General features: G+C 33.6%; 18 protein-coding genes. 14 read left to right on the top strand and 4 right to left on the bottom strand.

Annotation, left to right across the window (positions count from 1 at the left end; all coding sequences use genetic code 11):
- Positions 1–88 precede the first annotated feature (88 nt).
- The 6 genes from FLAVO9AF_RS14310 to murI all read left to right on the top strand — a co-directional run bounded on the left by FLAVO9AF_RS14310 (position 89) and on the right by murI (position 6670).
- Positions 89–775 carry a DUF6089 family protein gene (locus FLAVO9AF_RS14310; protein ID WP_159690307.1) on the top strand — a complete coding sequence of 229 codons (687 nt, stop codon included), beginning with the start codon at positions 89–91 and terminating at the stop codon, positions 773–775.
- 1 nt (position 776) lies between these two features.
- Positions 777–1517, top strand: a complete 741-nt coding sequence (locus FLAVO9AF_RS14305; protein WP_159690302.1) for an isoprenyl transferase — start codon at positions 777–779, stop codon at positions 1515–1517.
- Positions 1450–4206 (top strand): outer membrane protein assembly factor, encoded by a 2757-nt coding sequence (locus tag FLAVO9AF_RS14300; protein WP_159690299.1) that lies wholly within the window; start codon positions 1450–1452, stop codon positions 4204–4206. The genes FLAVO9AF_RS14305 and FLAVO9AF_RS14300 overlap by 68 nt, the downstream gene beginning before the upstream one ends.
- A gap of 37 nt (positions 4207–4243) precedes the next feature.
- The gene (locus FLAVO9AF_RS14295) at positions 4244–5284 is read left to right on the top strand and encodes an OmpH family outer membrane protein (protein WP_159690297.1); all 1041 of its coding nucleotides are present in this window, start codon (positions 4244–4246) and stop codon (positions 5282–5284) included.
- A gap of 20 nt (positions 5285–5304) precedes the next feature.
- Entirely contained in the window at positions 5305–5802 is a 498-nt protein-coding gene (locus FLAVO9AF_RS14290) for an OmpH family outer membrane protein (RefSeq protein ID WP_159690294.1), read from the top strand.
- A gap of 91 nt (positions 5803–5893) precedes the next feature.
- Entirely contained in the window at positions 5894–6670 is a 777-nt protein-coding gene (murI, locus tag FLAVO9AF_RS14285; protein WP_159690291.1) for a glutamate racemase, read from the top strand.
- Here murI and FLAVO9AF_RS14280 read toward each other — a convergent pair.
- Entirely contained in the window at positions 6667–7902 is a 1236-nt protein-coding gene (locus tag FLAVO9AF_RS14280) for an aromatic hydrocarbon degradation protein (protein ID WP_159690289.1), read from the bottom strand. The genes murI and FLAVO9AF_RS14280 overlap by 4 nt on opposite strands.
- Entirely contained in the window at positions 7902–9236 is a 1335-nt protein-coding gene (locus FLAVO9AF_RS14275) for a DUF4270 family protein (RefSeq protein ID WP_159690286.1), read from the bottom strand. The genes FLAVO9AF_RS14280 and FLAVO9AF_RS14275 overlap by 1 nt, the downstream gene beginning before the upstream one ends.
- 227 nt (positions 9237–9463) lie before the next feature.
- On the opposite strand from FLAVO9AF_RS14275, the gene FLAVO9AF_RS14270 reads away from it, so the two are divergent.
- From FLAVO9AF_RS14270 to FLAVO9AF_RS14250, 5 genes are read left to right on the top strand one after another with little or no spacing between them, the layout of a single operon-like run.
- The gene (locus FLAVO9AF_RS14270) at positions 9464–10282 is read left to right on the top strand and encodes a DUF6268 family outer membrane beta-barrel protein (RefSeq protein WP_159690284.1); all 819 of its coding nucleotides are present in this window, start codon (positions 9464–9466) and stop codon (positions 10280–10282) included.
- A 15-nt stretch (positions 10283–10297) separates the two neighbouring features.
- Complete coding sequence (locus FLAVO9AF_RS14265; RefSeq protein WP_159690281.1) at positions 10298–11293, top strand: kelch repeat-containing protein; 996 nt, start codon at positions 10298–10300, stop codon at positions 11291–11293.
- On the top strand, positions 11280–11639 hold the full coding sequence (locus tag FLAVO9AF_RS14260) for a DUF4907 domain-containing protein (RefSeq protein ID WP_159690278.1): 360 nt from the start codon (positions 11280–11282) through the stop codon (positions 11637–11639). Before FLAVO9AF_RS14265 ends, FLAVO9AF_RS14260 begins: the two co-directional genes overlap by 14 nt.
- Positions 11640–12719, top strand: coding sequence for a sensor histidine kinase (locus tag FLAVO9AF_RS14255; protein WP_159690275.1), 1080 nt, complete (start codon positions 11640–11642; stop codon positions 12717–12719).
- 10 nt (positions 12720–12729) lie between these two features.
- Entirely contained in the window at positions 12730–13452 is a 723-nt protein-coding gene (locus tag FLAVO9AF_RS14250; protein WP_315153864.1) for a LytTR family DNA-binding domain-containing protein, read from the top strand.
- Here FLAVO9AF_RS14250 and FLAVO9AF_RS14245 read toward each other — a convergent pair.
- On the bottom strand, positions 13447–13971 hold the full coding sequence (locus FLAVO9AF_RS14245; RefSeq protein WP_159690273.1) for a gamma carbonic anhydrase family protein: 525 nt from the start codon (positions 13969–13971) through the stop codon (positions 13447–13449). The two genes, FLAVO9AF_RS14250 and FLAVO9AF_RS14245, sit on opposite strands and share 6 nt — an antisense overlap.
- Before the next feature lie 19 nt (positions 13972–13990).
- Positions 13991–14989, bottom strand: a complete 999-nt coding sequence (locus FLAVO9AF_RS14240) for a type IX secretion system membrane protein PorP/SprF (RefSeq protein WP_159690270.1) — start codon at positions 14987–14989, stop codon at positions 13991–13993.
- A 156-nt stretch (positions 14990–15145) separates the two neighbouring features.
- Here FLAVO9AF_RS14240 and FLAVO9AF_RS14235 point away from each other — a divergent pair, with 156 nt between their 5' ends.
- The 3 genes from FLAVO9AF_RS14235 (at position 15146) to FLAVO9AF_RS14225 (ending at position 17538) form a co-directional block, all read left to right on the top strand.
- The gene (locus FLAVO9AF_RS14235; RefSeq protein WP_159690267.1) at positions 15146–16039 is read left to right on the top strand and encodes a NifU family protein; all 894 of its coding nucleotides are present in this window, start codon (positions 15146–15148) and stop codon (positions 16037–16039) included.
- Between the two features lie 156 nt (positions 16040–16195).
- Positions 16196–16639 carry a YtxH domain-containing protein gene (locus FLAVO9AF_RS14230; protein ID WP_159690264.1) on the top strand — a complete coding sequence of 148 codons (444 nt, stop codon included), beginning with the start codon at positions 16196–16198 and terminating at the stop codon, positions 16637–16639.
- A 74-nt stretch (positions 16640–16713) separates the two neighbouring features.
- A complete protein-coding gene (locus FLAVO9AF_RS14225) occupies positions 16714–17538 on the top strand; it encodes a mechanosensitive ion channel family protein (RefSeq protein WP_159690261.1) in 825 nt (274 codons plus the stop codon).
- Positions 17539–17540: the final 2 nt, after the last annotated feature.

Below are 17540 nucleotides of genomic sequence, written 5' to 3'. Positions count from 1 at the left end.
ATGTTTATTCTTCAAAAAAATAGACATTTATTGTATTGAGCATTGATTAGTATTGAATATTGTTATATTTGCACGCAATTTTATAAGTATGAATAAATATTTTTATTTACTTCTAGTACTATTTTCCAGCGGATTTTCTTATTCTCAAATTCACGAGATAGGTGTTTTTACTGGAGGAAGTAACTTTATAGGTGATGTTGGCCCAACCACTTACATTGCTCCAAATAAACTTGCCTTTGGAGTTTTATATAAATGGAACAAAAGTCCACGTCATGCTTATCGTTTTTCATACACCCAATCACTAATAAGTGCAAACGACATAAACTCAAAAGAACCTAGTAGATTACAAAGAGGTTTCCGCTTTAGAAACAATATCAAAGAATTTTCTGCTGGACTTGAATTTAACTTTTTTGATTTCAACTTGCATGAATCAAAACTTAAAATTACACCATACGTGTTTTCTGGAATTAATTATTTTTTCCACGATGAATTATACATAAACAACGCTGGAGACACTTTTAAAGAAAAAAATGGCAACTCATTGGCAATACCAATGACCGTTGGTATAAAATCAAATATTTCAAGAAGTTTTGTAATTGGGCTAGAAGTAGGCGCCCGCTATACTTTTACAGATAACCTTGATGGAAGTAATCCATCAAGTGCTAATCTGCAACAATTTCGATTTGGAAACATTAACAACACCGACTGGTATGTTTTTTCTGGGGTTACATTAACGTATACCTTTGGAGAAAAACCATGCTATTGTGCATACTAATATGGACTTACTAGAACAAATAAATAAAGAAAGACTCCCCAAGCACGTTGCAATAATTATGGACGGCAACGGACGTTGGGCAAAAAAACAAGGCTTTCTAAGAGCCTTTGGTCACGAAAGTGGTACAAAATCAGTAAAAGAAATCATCAAAGCAAGTGTAGAAATAGGTATTGAAAATTTAACTCTCTATGCCTTTTCAACTGAAAATTGGAATCGCCCTAAACTAGAAGTAGACACCTTGATGAAAGTACTCATCAATGCCCTAAAAAAAGAGGTCGATACACTTCAAAAGCACAACATCAAACTGAACGCTATTGGCAACCTAGAGATGCTACCAAAGACTGCGCAAAACCAACTTTTGGAAGTTATTAATTTAACCAAAAACAATAACACAATGACGCTAACCCTAGCCTTAAGTTACGGATCTAGGGAAGAATTAACAAATGCAGTAAGAATAATTAGCGAGAAAGTTAAAAATAATATAATTTCAATTGACACTATTGACGATTCAATTATAAATGAGCATCTTTACACGCACAATTTACCGGATGTTGATTTAGTAATACGTACAAGTGGAGAACATAGAATTAGCAATTTTCTGCTCTGGCAAATTGCTTATGCTGAACTTTACTTTACGGATATTTTATGGCCGGACTTTAAAGAAGAAGATTTATATGAGGCTATCCTTAGTTATCAAAAGAGAGAACGTAGATTTGGAAAAACAAGTGAACAAATTAAATAAAATTTTAGTGTTGCAAAAAAGTATAAAAATAGCCCTTACCTTAATCCTTTTTGGAAGTTTTTCACAAATAAAAGCACAAGACCGTGTCCCTTTTGATCAAGGCAAAAAATATATCCTCGCTAACGTAGACGTTACAGGAAAAATAAGCTTCAACAAACAAACAGTCGTAACTTTCTCAGGCCTTGAAAAAGGACAACAAATCACTGTACCAGGAGAAGAAATCAGTAGTGCTATTAAAAAACTAGGCAAACTAGGCTTATTTGATGAGATTTCATTTTATGTAAATAAAATAGAAAACGATAGCATTTTCCTTGAATTGAACATCCAAGAATTACCTAAATTAAAAGAGGTAAAATTTGTAGGTGTAAAGAAAAGCAAAACAGAAGCACTAATCAAAGACAACAACTTGACAAAAGGTAAGATTGTCAACGAAAATTTGATCACTACCACTAAAAACTACATCGAGAATAAATATAAAAAAGATGGATTTTACAATACCAAAGTAGTGATTGTAAACACTCCTGCTGACTCTGCAACCAGCAACCAAGTCAATATGTTAATCAATGTTGACACTGGAACTAAAATCAAAATAGCAAGCATTGATTTTGTTGGAAACGAAAAGCTATCCGACAAGACTTTAAGAGCTGCAATGAAAGAAACGAAGCAAAAAAAGTTAACTCGTATCTTAAAGAAATCTAAATTCATCAAAGCAAAATATAAGGAAGATTTAGAGAAGGTAATTGCCGTTTATAAAGAAAAAGGATATAGAGACGCCAGAATTGTTTCGGACTCTGTAGCCTTCGACAAAGAGCTAAACGCTATCAAAATTAAAGTCAATGTTGAAGAAGGAAACAAATATTACTTTGGAAACATAAAATTCCTAGGAAATACTGTATACTCAGACCAAGGACTATCTCAAGTTTTAGGGATTAAAAAAGGAGAAACATATAATGGAGTACTCCTAGAAAAACGTATAGCTGACAAAACAAAACCAGATGGTGAGGACATTACCAATTTATACCAAAACAATGGTTATTTATTCTCCAACATCAATGCTGTGGAGGTAAAAACAGTTAATGACACCATCGATTTTGAAATTCGAGTTACTGAAGGTCCAATTGCTTATTTTAATAAAATTTCGGTAGTTGGAAATGACAAAACTAATGATCGTGTTATTTATCGTGAATTAAGAACTAAACCAGGTGAAAAATACAGCAAAGAAGAATTGGTTCGTACTATTCGTGAGATTGGGCAATTAGGCTTTTTCGACCCTGAAGCCATTGATCCTAAATTCAAAAATGTTGATGCTGGTGCAGGAACCGTTGATATTGAATACCATTTAGTAGAAAAAGGAGCTAGCCAAATCGAATTGCAAGGAGGTTATGGTGGTGGTGGTTTCATAGGAACCTTAGGGCTTTCATTCAACAACTTCTCGGCAAGAAATATGTTCAAAAAAGAAGCCTATAAACCATTACCCATGGGAGATGGTCAAAAAGTATCTCTTCGTTTGCAAGCCAGTACTTTTTTCCAAACCTATAGTGTATCGTTTTCAGAACCTTGGTTTGGAGGTAAAAAACCTGTTTCTTTTAGCTCTTCATTATCTTACAGTAAGCAATTTTTACAAAACTTCTCAAGTGGAAACGCTAGAGTTGACAAAAGTAAAAGCTTTAATATTTTATCTCTTTCTGTTGGAATCTCAAAACGACTTAGTGAACCGGATGATTTCACCTATTTATCGCACGCTGTTAGTTTTCAAAACTATGACTTGAATAATTATTTTACAGGATTATTTAGTTTTGGAAATGGTTATTCTAACAACCTTGCCTATACAATAGGGATTACTCACACTAATAAAGGTTTTAACCCAATTTTCCCAACTTATGGATCTGAATTTAGTTTTTCAGCAAAATTCACACCACCTTACTCATTATTCAATGGGGTTGATTACAAAAACCTTGGCGAATTAAAGGAAAACAAATACATCTATGATGGTAGTATTGGTGATTCTTATGTGGGTGAAAACGGAATTATAGTAAACAAAGGAGATTACGTTGAGGCAATTCCAACGCAAAACACTAGACCAAATTCGGTTACCGATTACAAAGATGCTGTTGCTGACCCTGCAAAAGTAGATCAAAAGAAATTCAACTGGTTAGAATATTACAAAATCAAATTCAAAGCCGACTGGTATACTAAACTATATGGTAAATTCGTTTTAAGAACTTTAGGTGAATTTGGATTTATGGGTGCATACAACCAAAATAGAGGTTTAGTACCATTTGAACGTTTTTTCTTGGGAGGTGACGGAATGCAAAACTTTGCAATGGATGGTAGAGAAACCATTCAATTAAGAGGGTATCCAAACAATTCATTAACTCCATTAGTAAATGGAACACAAGATGGTGCAACAGTATACAATAAATTCTCAATGGAATTACGCTATCCAATTACCCTAAAAGCATCAGCATCTATTTATGCTTTAGCCTTTATGGAAGCAGGTTCGTCCTATGTTAATTTCAAAAACTACAACCCTTTCGACTTGAGTCGTTCAGCTGGTTTTGGTTTACGTGTTTTCATGCCAGCATTTGGTCTTTTAGGAATCGATTTTGGTCATGGATTTGATCCAATTCCTGGACAAACTAAAGCTAATGGATGGGAAACCCACTTCATTATTGGTCAGCAATTCTAAACTAATTGAAACTAACCATATTCAACGCTATAAAGTTATGAGAAAACATATTTTATTTATATTTTTATCCCTTTTTGGAGTTGTAATTGGTAATGCCCAATCTAAAGGCCCAAAAATTGGTTACATAGATATGGAGTACATTTTACAAAATGTAAATGGCTATATTGACGCAACCAATCAACTTGAAGCTAAAGCTCAAACTTGGAAACAAGAAATTGAAGTTAAAAAAAATGAAATAAAAAAATTAAAAGACGCTCTTACCATTGAAAAAGCATTGCTTACAAGAGAATTAATCGAGGAAAGAGAAACCGAAATTAAATTTCTTGACACTGAATTATTAGAATATCAACAAAAAAGGTTTGGAGCTAATGGGGATTATATATATCAAAAAAGTTCCTTGTCAAAACCGGTACAAGATCAGGTTTTCACTATTGTTCAAGATATTGCAGAACGTTTAAAATTTGATTTTATTTTTGATAAGACTTCGGATATGACAATGCTTTTTGCAGCAAAAAGATTCGACATTAGTGATCAGGTATTGCGAAAATTAAACAATACTGAAAAGCGAGAGCAACTCAGTAAAAAACAACTAGAAGCTGAACAGGTTAAAGAAAAAATTCAAGAAGCTCTAGATGAAAATCCAGAGTTAAATGAACGTCAATTACAAATAGAAGCCAAAAAAGCTGCTAGAGAAAAAGCGCTAACAGAACGTATTCAGTTACAAGAGCAGAAAAGAAAAGAATTCGAAGAAAATAGACGTAAATTAAAAGAAGAAAGAGAAGCTAAAAAAAATGGCACAGTTTCTGCACCCACTGAAAAAGTAGCCACAGAAAAGGCCAATACAGAAAAAACAGCTGTAACAGCAAAAGACGGCACTGCACCAGCAACAAAGAGTGATGCTGAAATTGAAAGAGAAAGAGTTGCTGCTGAAAGAGCCAAATCAGCTGAAGCTAAAAAACAAGAAATAGCCGATCGTAAAAAAGCATTAGAGGAAAAAAGAAAAAAGATATTAGAAGAAAGAGAAGCTCAGAGAAAAGCTAAAGAAGAAGAATTAAAACAAAAAACAAACGGAAATTAATTACTAAATTTTTTAAAACAATGAAACAAATCAAAACTTTATTAATTGCAGCAATGGTAGTATTGGGAGCAAATACAATGAATGCTCAAGCAAAGGTTGCACATGTAAATGTTGCTGAAATTATGACTAAAATGCCAGCTATGCTAGATGCTCAAAAACAACTAGAAAAATTGAGCACTACTTATGATGCAGAATATAAAAAAATGGTAACTGAGTATCAAGATTTATTAAAAAAATACGATGCTGAAGCAAAAACTGTTACTGATGCCGTGAATGAAACTCGTGGTAAAGAAGTACAAGACATGCAACAACGTATAGTAGCTTACAGAGATAATGCTCAAAAAGAGTTACAACAAAAAGAATCTGATATTACTAAACCATTATACGAAAAAGTAAGAACATCTATCCAAAAAATTGGTAAAGCAAAAGGAATGCAATACATTTTGGATGCTGCTTCACTTTTATTAGCAGACGGTCCAGACTTGACTGCTGATGTAAAAAAAGATTTAGGATTCTAAGAAATAACTACCTATACTTTAACTGCTCCTTTCTTTTGATTGGAGCAGTTTTTTTTTTGAACCATTTATATAAATAAGTAACTTTGTTGCTATGAATAATAACCAACCCATTGGCGTTTTTGATTCTGGTATCGGTGGCACTTCTATTTGGAAAGCCATCCATCAATTGCTTCCTAACGAACAAACTATTTATTTGGCCGATAGTAAGAATGCTCCTTACGGACAAAAGTCCAAACAGGAAATCATAGCATTGAGCATAAAAAACACAGAACTTTTACTAGAAATGGGATGTAAACTGATAGTAGTGGCTTGTAATACTGCCACTACCAATGCCATTAGAGAATTAAGAGCCAAATACGACATTCCTTTTATCGGGATTGAACCAGCTATCAAACCTGCGGCAACACATTCTAAGACTCAAACGATTGGGATTCTTGCCACTCAAGGCACTTTAAACAGTGAATTATTCAACAAAACAGTCGAGATGTATCAAAACACCAAAATCATTGAACAAATTGGTCACGGATTGGTTCAACTAATTGAAAGCGGTAACATCGACTCTACAGAAATGAATCAATTGCTTACTGAATATCTTACACCAATGATCGAGGCAAATATTGATTATCTTGTTTTAGGATGTAGTCATTATCCTTACCTTATACCTCAAATAAAAAAAATACTGCCTCCCCATATTCAAATAATTGATTCTGGAGAAGCAGTTGCGAAACAGACACAGAATGTTTTGAAAGAAAAAGTAGGACTCTCTAATTTGACTGAAAGTCACCCCATTTTTTATACCAATACAGATTCGAAAGTCCTTTCGGATATACTAGAAAACAACTATGAAGTTCTTTATAAAGACTTTTAATTTATTTTTCTTTTTACAAACCAAATGCCATCAAGTGACAAATTCAACGATAGTTTATGGTAATTTTCCTTGATTAAACCTCCACTAATTTTTGCTCTTTGTCCGTACGAATAAGATATATTCAAAGCGCTAGAAGTATAATCTATTGGTAATGACAAACCAATAGAGATTGATTTATCTTCAATTTTTTTATTATTCACCTCAAGCGAACCAGTATCAAAATTAAATCCTCCCGAATACTGTACGCGGTCAAAATAACTGAGTCGTTCTTTAGGTTTTTTATATAAAAATCCCACAGCAAATCGATTACTATCAACAAAACTTCCATACAAATCAGATTGATTTGTAGAGCTCCAAAAACTACGTTCATAATCTAAAGTAAGTTGTAAGTTGTTTTTGAATTTAGCACTCACCCCTACTCCCAACTCAAGAGGAATATAAAAATCATCTTGATTGGAAGCAACATCGGTTTGCAAAGGAGTTGTAACTTCGTTATCGACAGTACTTACTGTTTGTACTTTAGAAGCATTTACTTGAGCCGGAAATTTAACCACTCCACCAAAACTAAGAAGTGCTTCTGACTGGTATTGCAGTCCTAAAACAGGCCGAATTCCGTTGTAATGGATGTCTTTGTCAATTGTAGTAATTGTAGTTCCTACATAGTAATTTCTTGTATCATTAGTATTCCCAAATAAAAACGAAGTCGTAAGACCCAAAGCCCATTTTTTGGACAATTGATAGCCATAAGAAACATCAAAATTATTGAGTCCACCGCTACCTAAAACACTCAAATAATAGCTTTCTATACTATTCTCAATGGGTAATTTTAAACCAGTAATCTTATAAGAAGAACTAGTATACGGCTTTAATACAATATTCAATCCTGATTTTGAAGTTACTGGAAAAGCGAACCCAATATGTGAAAATTGAACATTATTTCTACTCTCAGAAGTTTCATTGTTCTTATACTCCGCTTGAATAGCTTTCCCTCCCACATCAAACAAAAAGTGATTCGCCGTTAGAAAACCAAATGAAGCTGGGTTCAAGTTATTAATAAATTTGGATGACGGCAATGCCAATCCTGAAGAGCCTAAGGAAGGAATGGGACCAAAATCGGATTGATAAAGATTTCCAATTCCGTAGATAGAATAAGGGGAAGTGGATACACTTTGTGAAAAAGACATAGAGCTAATCAATAGCAATAGTGCAACGAAAATTTTATTGTTTTTCATTAATACGTAATGTAATATATTTTTACTTGAAGCTTACTTTCTTTATTGCTTTGGTCGCCAAAAACCACTCGATTTACTCCTTTATCAAAGCTTGGTAACGCGAGTAATAATGACGCTTTGGTTTCTGTCAATTTCAAAACTTCTTTTCTTAAAAAATCTCCGATGGGTATTGTGTAACCAATGGATTCATTGAACTCATCTTCTTTCGTATTTAAAATTCCGTACACAGGATTTCCATCATTTCCATATAATCTAGAGGTTATTCGATTTAGATTATCACTAGTATAGACCTGTAAGGAATCCGCCAACGGAAAGGACTTTGAATACGAATTCTTAATCGGTCGAATAAATAACTCCGCTTTGATAATGGAGCCCTTCGCTGCTATGTACTGAAGTTGCTTCAAATTAGGAAAACTCACTCGGCTCATAACACCAGTTCCAGATTGAGTAAACGATTGATTAAAAACACTAGTTGAGGGCAAATTAAATCTAGAGGTAGGCAAATTTTCAATCAAAGTACCCGTCCGATCGGATTGTATAGCATTGAACTGCTTACTTAAATCAGCAATGGTAAAATCTCTGTACAAAGACTTTTCTTCGATCTTAGATTTAGAATCTGAATAATACATTCGTATCACGCTTGAAGTCCCAAAACCAACTACACAATTTGAACTTGAAGAACCACTTTTGATGACGATACCTTTAAAATAATCAATCAATTCATTGACATCTGTAATCTCTTTTTTCTGTAGCTTCAAGAACAAAGCGCTTCCAAAACTATCACTCAATCTTACATTCAAGGAATCTCGTCCAATAGGTCTAGGTTTATAGGTCAATCCTCCTAAACTTTGGCTTTCATATTTTAATTTTGATTTATTATAAAAATCCTTTACCGAATTATCTATAGAAACTGGTTTTACTTTTTGGGTCAATTGGTGCACTGACAAATTTTGAACTTTGGTAGTATCGCCATAATAATATCGATCATATTTTAAAATCATCGCTATTGAATCGAATACGTAATTAGGGGCATTCGTGTCTGATGTGGCATCTTCAATAGTATAAGCAGTAGGCGTCAATTGAAAATAACTTTCTGAAACAACATTTCCAAAAAGGGGATCTAAATAATTACCAACCAAAATTCTACTCGTATTGGATGTAATTAAAGAATCCAATTGAATCGTAGACAAATCAACCGTTAAGGTATCAAGCAATAAGACTTTATTGGTCACCGACAAATAATCTGACCCAACAATAAACTTCCCTTCATCAACATCAGAATCACAGGAAATCACAACTATCAAAACAAAAAATACAACTAAAAATCGATACATCTTTTTTTTTCGCAAATATAAAAACCCCCATACAGGCAAGAGTATAACATATACCAACAAGCTTTTCAACACGACAAAAAGGATGTTTTTTGCTACCAACCGCTTTTGATAAATTATTTTTCATTCAACGTACAAATCCACTATTCTATCTAGCAAAACAAGTCACTTATCTATCTCTTTTTTTAATACCACAAATCGAAACTAGATTTGCCCCAATAGATAATGATATGAGATTTTTAAAAATTGTCACGGTTCTTTTTTTGGTAAGTACGCAAATAAATTCAGCACAAACACTGCTCACTCCTTACTTAAATCTAAAAACTGAGCCAACCAAAAAAACAACGGTTACAACTAACGCATTTGGAATTACATTAAAAAAAAATTGGTCAAAGAACAACGAGATTGAAAACAATATGAGCTATACGAAAACGAATATTAATCAAGAATCAAATGCCTATTCGTTCAAAAACGATAGTGAGTATTCAAGTATTGAAAATCGATTAGCATACAGCCGAAAAGTGAATGACCATTTTCAACTACGAGCTAAGGTCATCACAGCCTTTAATTATGACGAAAAAGCAAGCTGGAATGACTTTCTTTTATTAGGAGAAATACTGATAGATTATAAAATCAATGTTCATCACAGTTTGAGTGGAGGAATACTAAGGAGTACAGCATTAGGTACCCCAAAAATCCTTCCTTCATTTACCTATCATCTTCAATTGAATGAGAAACTAAAAGCGGCAATTGGTTTTCCAGAAAGCCAAATATCTTATTCAAATAATAGTCGAAATATATTCTTCTGGAACCATTCCTATGAAGGAAATCAATTCAATACCAACAATGGAACTGGAACATTTACTTTTTCACAAATTAATTCGAGCCTCAACTATGAACGTCAAATCGATGAGAGATGGAAAGCCAATTTCAAGTGTGGTTATTCCTTTCAAAAAGACTATAAATCTACCTCTTCGTTAGATAATTCAATTTCACTACCCATAAAAGATGGCTATTTACTGGCTATTGGTTTACAATACAAACTTTAATAAATACTTAATTCTATGAATAGCTTTAAAACAAAAACTCTTTTAGTAACTGTGATTTGCAGTTTATTTTTTATTGGATGTTCGAACGACGATGATGATGATGATTTGATGGGAAACTGGATAAAAAGATCCGCATTTGATGGTCCTGCTCGATCCAGTGCTACATTTTTTGTCATCGACACTTATGCTTTCATCACAACAGGCTACACTGGCGATGATTACTTAAAAGACCTTTGGGCGTACAATTCCGAAGGTGATTATTGGGAACAAAAAGCAGATTTCCCTGGCGTTGGTAGAAGTTCTGCATCAGCATTTGATTTGAATAATAAAGGCTATGTTGGTCTTGGTTACGATGGAACGAATCGCTTAAAAGACTTTTACGAATACAATCCGCAAACCAATACTTGGTCACAGAAAGCTGATTTTGCAGGAACCGCTAGATACGGTGCTGTAGGATTTCAAGTAGGCGGAAAAGCTTATTTTGGGACTGGATATGATGGAAACCATTTAAAGGACTTTTATCAATACAATGCTACAACAGATACTTGGACCTTAGCCAATGGCTTTAGCGGAAATAAAAGACGTAATGCCACTGTTTTTATCATTGACGATAAAGCTTATTTAGGGACAGGAATCAACAGTGGCGTTTATCAAACAGATTTTTGGGTTTTTGACCCCAAAACCGAAGTTTGGACAAGAAAAAGAAACCTTGATGATGACGAAGACGATCACGATGATTATACCATTGCCAGAAGTAATGCTTCGAGTTTCTCTATGAATGGATTAGGCTACATTGCGGTTGGCGAAAATGCAAAATCAATTTGGGAATACAATCCAAGCACTGATATTTGGAAAGAAAGAACTTCTCTTGAAGGTTCAGGTAGAACGGATGCTATTGGTTTTTCAATCAATCAAAGAGGTTTTGTATTATTAGGAAAATCAGGAACTTCATATTTTGACGACACTTGGGAATTCAAACCCTTAGAAGAACAAAACGATGATGATAATTAATGTTTTAACTAAAAACTGCTGGCAAAATGGTCAGCAGTTTTTAAAAATAAAGTATAAAAATGGCCTTCCAGCCTTAGTCTTCGCATTTTTTCTGTATGCTTGTAGCCCAAAAAAAGAGTACCAACTCGAAACAATAAAAGTCAATAATGGCTGGGGCTACACCATAACACTTGGTGACAAAACCATCATAAAACAAACCATTATACCGGTGATTAGTAAAGAAAAAAGTTTTGAAACCGAAAAAGATGCCTTAAAATTAGGTACTTTGGTTGTCGATAAATTAAACCACGATCTATCGCCAACAATCACTAAAAAAGATATCATTTTATTAGCTATAAAAATCTAGATGAATCTCAATATTTTAAAAAACAACACCTCAAACAGCTTTCTAGCTCAAGGCTTGATTTGGTGTTTTTTCATTATAGCATCACTCGTCCAATTTTATGAAGCTCCTTATAAAATTTCGAGTGATTTTTTTGTGCAATGGGCTTCGGGTATCATCGTTTTTTATTTTAACTATTTTTATTGTGTCCCTCATTTATTGCTTCAAAAAAAATATGGTACCTATTTTTTATATCTCATAGCCCTTATAGGTTTTTTTATGATTATTCGCTCCTTGTATTTTATGCCCGAATTCAGAACAGATTTTCCGATTAGGAATAATGGTTCTTCAAATTTACCACCAATAAATCCAAGATTAAGACCTCGAAACCGTCCTCTTTTTTTTAAATTTTTTCCCTCTTTATTCTATATTTTATTAACTGCAATTAGCACTATCATCAAAATATTATCGGAGTACTATAGCAATCAACAGAATAAACTCATTGCCGAAGCTCAAAAAAATGCTTCAGATTTAATTTATTTACGCAAACAAACCAATCCCCATTTTTTATTCAACTCGCTTAATAGCATTTATTCGTTGGCTCATAAAAAATCCGATTTAGTACCTGATGCTATTGTCACCCTTTCGGAGCTTATGCGCTATATGCTCTATGAAACCGACAATAAATATGTTTTTCTGGAAAATGAAATCAACTATATCAAGAATTATATAGATTTGCAGAAACTGAGGCTAAATAATATCGAAAACATCACAATAAATGTTCACGGAGACACCAAAAACAAATTTATTGAACCCTTGTTATTGATTTCATTTATTGAAAATGCTTTTAAATACGGAACCGATTACAAAGGGGCTGCTTATGTCAAAATAAGAATTTCGATTGTGGACAACGATTTGGATTTTTTCGTAGAAAACAAAGTAGAAAAAATCACTATCGACCCTAAAAATTCAGGTATAGGTTTGTCTAATATCGAAAGTAGATTAAAACTTTTATATCCCAATTCCCACAAGCTCACTATTAGTGAAACGGGAAATAAATACACTGTTCATTTGAGTTTACATCTGGATAAAATCCAAAATTAATTGAAGAAAAATGACAAAGATTAAATGCGTAATTATTGACGACGAACCTCTAGGAGTAGAATTACTTCAAGACTTTGTGTCGAAAATTGATTATTTAGAACTCGTAACCACGTTTTCAAACGCCATTGATGCTTTGGCCAAAATCAATACACTACCAATTGATTTGATTTTTTTGGATATAGAAATGCCTCATTTTAATGGAATTGAATTCATCAACGCATTAGAAAAAAAACCAATGATTATTTTCACAACCGCATATTCTAATTATGCAGTAGAAGGCTTTAATCTTGGCGCAGTTGATTATTTAGTAAAACCCATTCCGTTTCATCGTTTTTTAAAATCTGTTTCTCGAGCACAACAATTGTTCCTCCCAGCGCAAGCACCCATAAACCAAGCACCTCTATCACAACCAGAAGTAGAGCACGATTTTATATTTGTTAGAGCTGAATATGAGAATGTGAAATTAAACTTTGATGATATTTTATACATCGAAGGATTAAAGGATTATGTAAAAATTTACACTACCGATAAAAAGTTCACGTTGACACTAACGAGTTTAATAAAATTAGAAGGGTTGCTTTCTCCAAAAGGATTTGCGAGAACTCATCGTTCTTACATCATAAATATCAAACATATTAAATCCATCCAGAAAAATAAAGTAATGATTACTGACAAGCGAATTCCAATTAGTGAAGGCTATAAAAACGAGTTCTTTCAGCGTATCAATCTATAATTCTTTTTCCTCTTTAAACCAGCTTGAGTACATCACGTAATTATTAGAGATACGTTCAATTTCGCCAGCAAAATCAGATTGATCGATATCTTTTACTTTTTTTGCAGGAACTCCAGCAAAAATTGTCCCCGAAGGTACTACTGTATTTTGAGTAATTACAGAACCAGCTGCTACAATTGCATTGCTCTCGACAACACAATTATCCATTACGATAGCTCCCATCCCAATTAAAACATTGTCATGAATCGTACATCCATGAACAATTGCATTATGACCAATTGAGACATTGTTCCCAATTACTGTTGGATGCTTTTGGTAAGTACAATGTATTACTGCTCCATCTTGAATATTGACTTTATTTCCAATCGAAATTGAATTAACATCTCCTCTTATTACTGCATTAAACCATACACTACAAGATTCACCAAAAGAAACTTCACCAACTATAGTTGCATTTTCAGCAACATAACAATCGTCTGGAATTTGCGGTGATTTTCCATTTACAGCTTTAATCAACATAACTTGAAATTTGAAAAAATTAATTAATTGCAGGACAATTACACTCGTATTTTTCTCGTTTGCAAAATAGGTTCAACCCTAGCGTAATTTGATGATAACCACCATTGTCAAAACGAACGGCACCTGCTACTTGCGAATAAGTATAAGCTATCATAAAGTTGTTATAATTTAAACCAACTATAGGGCTGAAAAATTGTAGTTTTTGTGTAGCAACACTATTATTCTTAACATATTCAGCGCCATCCAAAGTTCTACGATAAGACAATCCTCCCCATAAGCTTCCAAAATCTAAATTCTTGTAAGCTTTCAAGTTAATATCGATTGTTTTTTCTTGAGTTTTTTCAGTCAATTGAAATAAAACCGATGGTTCCCATAAAACTCGCTCTTTGCTACCAAAAACATAACCTGCACTCAACAAGTATTTTCTCAAATTATCACTTTCATAGACGCTGTAAATTTCTCGTCTAGTCTCAACTACATTTTTAATTGTTCCATGAGCGTAGAAATTCAAATAATTGTACGAAGCACCAAAATCAAAATTCAGATAGGAATCACTTTGTACAATTGTTCCATTAATATTTGGGTCAAAATCTCCAGAATTCAAAAACTCGGTTTCATCCAACTGACTTTGAATTACTCCTGCACTCAATCCGAAAGACAATTGATTCAAATCTATTTCATCGCGAGAAAACAACAAATGATAAGCATAAGAAACCTTTAATCCTTTTTGAGAGTGGTAGCCATTTTTATCATTAAAAACAATAATTCCAGCCCCTGCTCTATCCGATACACGACCATTAAAACTTAAAGTTTGCAATTGTGGTGCATCTTCTTGTCCAAACCATTGCTTACGCGCTGTTAAACGCACCTTAGCACAATTAGCAGCACCAGCCATAGAAGGGTGTATCAAGTAATAATTATCAGATAAATAATCAGAATAAACAGGAATACCTTCTTGTGCATTGGCAAAGCCTATTACAAAAAGAACAAGACTTAAAAACTTAATTTTTGTATACATTTAGAAATACTATTAATGAAATCGATAGACCAGAAACAAGACAAATGAGTGGAGTTCAAGCTTATTATTCTTGTTTTTATCAATTAATCTTATAAAAAACCAAATATAGGTATTAGTAGAAAATAACTTTAGTAATTTTGCAAAAAATAATAAGCCATGACAAAAATAACTATAAAGGAAACCCAAAATCCAACAATATTGAAATTCGAATTTCCAGATTTCATTACACAAAATGAAAACTATGAATTCAAGAACATTGATGAGACCAAAAACTCTCCTTTGGCACAACAATTATTCTATTTGCCATTTGTAAAAACAGTGTATATTTCTGGAAATTTTATTGCTATAGAACGCTTTAGCATTGTAGAATGGGACGATGTAAAAGATGCCGTAGCAGAACAAATTGAAAAATTTGTAAATGATGGAGGAACAATCCTAACCGTTGACGAAAATAAAAGTAAAAAACAACCTATCACGGTATACGGGGAAACGACTCCAAACCCTGCAGCATTAAAATTTGTAGTAAGTAGAATGCTTACCAAAACTCCTGTAGAATACAAAAACATTGACCAAACCTCCTCTTCCCCTTTGGCACAAGAATTATTCAAATTCCCATATGTTAAAGAGGTTTTTATTGACGAGAACTATGTTTCGGTGACCAAATACGAAATCAACGACTGGCAAGAAATCACATTAGAGCTCAGAACGTTTATCAAGCAATTCATCGAAAATGGAGGAACGGTTATCGACGAATCGCTTTTGGATATTGCATTAAAAGACGAAAAGGTAAAAGATGCAAACTTTGACAGCCTTGACGAAACTTCTCAAAAGATCATCAACATTTTAGAAGAATATGTAAAACCTGCTGTAGCAGCCGATGGCGGTAATATTGTTTTTGATTCTTATGACGACCAAACTGATACTGTAAAAGTAATGATGCAAGGAGCTTGCAATGGATGTCCTTCTTCAACTTTCACTTTAAAAAGTGGGATTGAAAATATGCTAAAAAGCATGTTGAATAATGACAATATAAAAGTAGAAGCAGTATAATTTGAGTCTACATCACATTAGGCGTCTCAAATGAGGCGCTTTTTTTATTTCCAAAATATTTAAATAGTTAATTTTCAGTTATTTTAAAACCAAAAAAGAAAACTTTTCATAATAAATTGTTTATCATTGTAATACTAATTTTAACTATCAAATACCATGGGAGTAACATCATTTTTTAAAAATCTATTTGGATCAGCAAAAGAATCTGCATCAGAGTTAGCAAAAGAAGCAGAATCAACTTTTGAAGAAGTAAAAGAAGCCGCAGCGCCTCATATCGATAGTGCCATTAAGTTTGCAGATGAATCCTTAGAAAAGGTAAAAGAGACCACTGCACCATACCTTGAAAAAGCAGAAAAATTAGCTGACGAAACTATCGATAAAGTCAGCACGGCCGCTGCTCCAGTTATAGAAAAAGCAGAAGAATATGCCAATCAAGCCAAAGAAACCATCAGTGAATATGCAGACAAAGCTGAAACAGCGATAGGAGACTTGGTGGATCAAGTAAAAGAAAAAACTTCAGCAGCAACAGAGAAAGCCGCAGAAGATGTAACCGAAAAAGCAGAGGAAATTAAAAAAGACGTAGATGATGCTACAAAATAATTTCTGAAAATTGTACTTTTGCATATCACCAAACCTTCTCATTGAGAAGGTTTTTTTAATTAAAAACAGGTATTATGGAAGTAAACCCAAACCAATTAACCAATTACGCATCGCTACTTTGGAATGCAGTTCTTGATTATTCTCCAAAAATCATATCGGCATTTGTAATTCTAATTGTCGGTATTTACGCTATCCGATTAATCACTCGGTTGATCAAAAAAATAATGATCAAAAGAGAATTAGATCCTACACTCACAAAATTTTTAGCCGATATTCTGATTTGGGCATTGCGAATCCTTTTGTTTATTGCTTTTATATCGAAGCTTGGCGTAGAAACCTCTTCTTTTGTTGCCATCTTAGGAGCTATGGGATTGGCCGTTGGTTTATCACTTCAAGGCTCTCTTTCTAATTTTGCAGGAGGAATGCTGATTATTCTTTTTAAACCCTTCAAAGTTGGAGATACTATCGAAGCTCAAGGTCAAATTGCCACGGTCTTAGAAATACAAATTTTTGTAACCAAACTGGTTACTGCAAACAATCAAACCATTTTTATTCCCAATGGAATTTTATCCAACGGAACTATTATCAATTATTCGACACAAGGGCAACGCAGAGCCGACTTGACCATCGCTATTTCGTATGAAACGGATATCAAAAAAGCTAAGGAGATTATTGCAGAAGTTATGCGAAGTAATCCAAAAGTATTGTCTAACCCAGCACCAGAAGTGGGCGTGAAAAACTTAACCGATAATGCCATTCAGCTAGCGGTGCGTCCGTGGGCTAAAAATGAGGATTTTGGCGCAGTATTCTCGGAAACATTAGAAAATTGCAAATTGGCTTTTGATGCTGCTGGTATTACAATCCAACCTTATGTTAGAGAATCTTCAACTCAAAACTAATA

Origin of the sequence: Flavobacterium sp. 9R, from assembly GCF_902506345.1 — a bacterium.
Classification (GTDB): Bacteria; Bacteroidota; Bacteroidia; order Flavobacteriales; family Flavobacteriaceae; genus Flavobacterium.
Note: the sequence above shows the minus strand (reverse complement) of the source record. Positions and strands in the feature narration are given on the sequence as shown.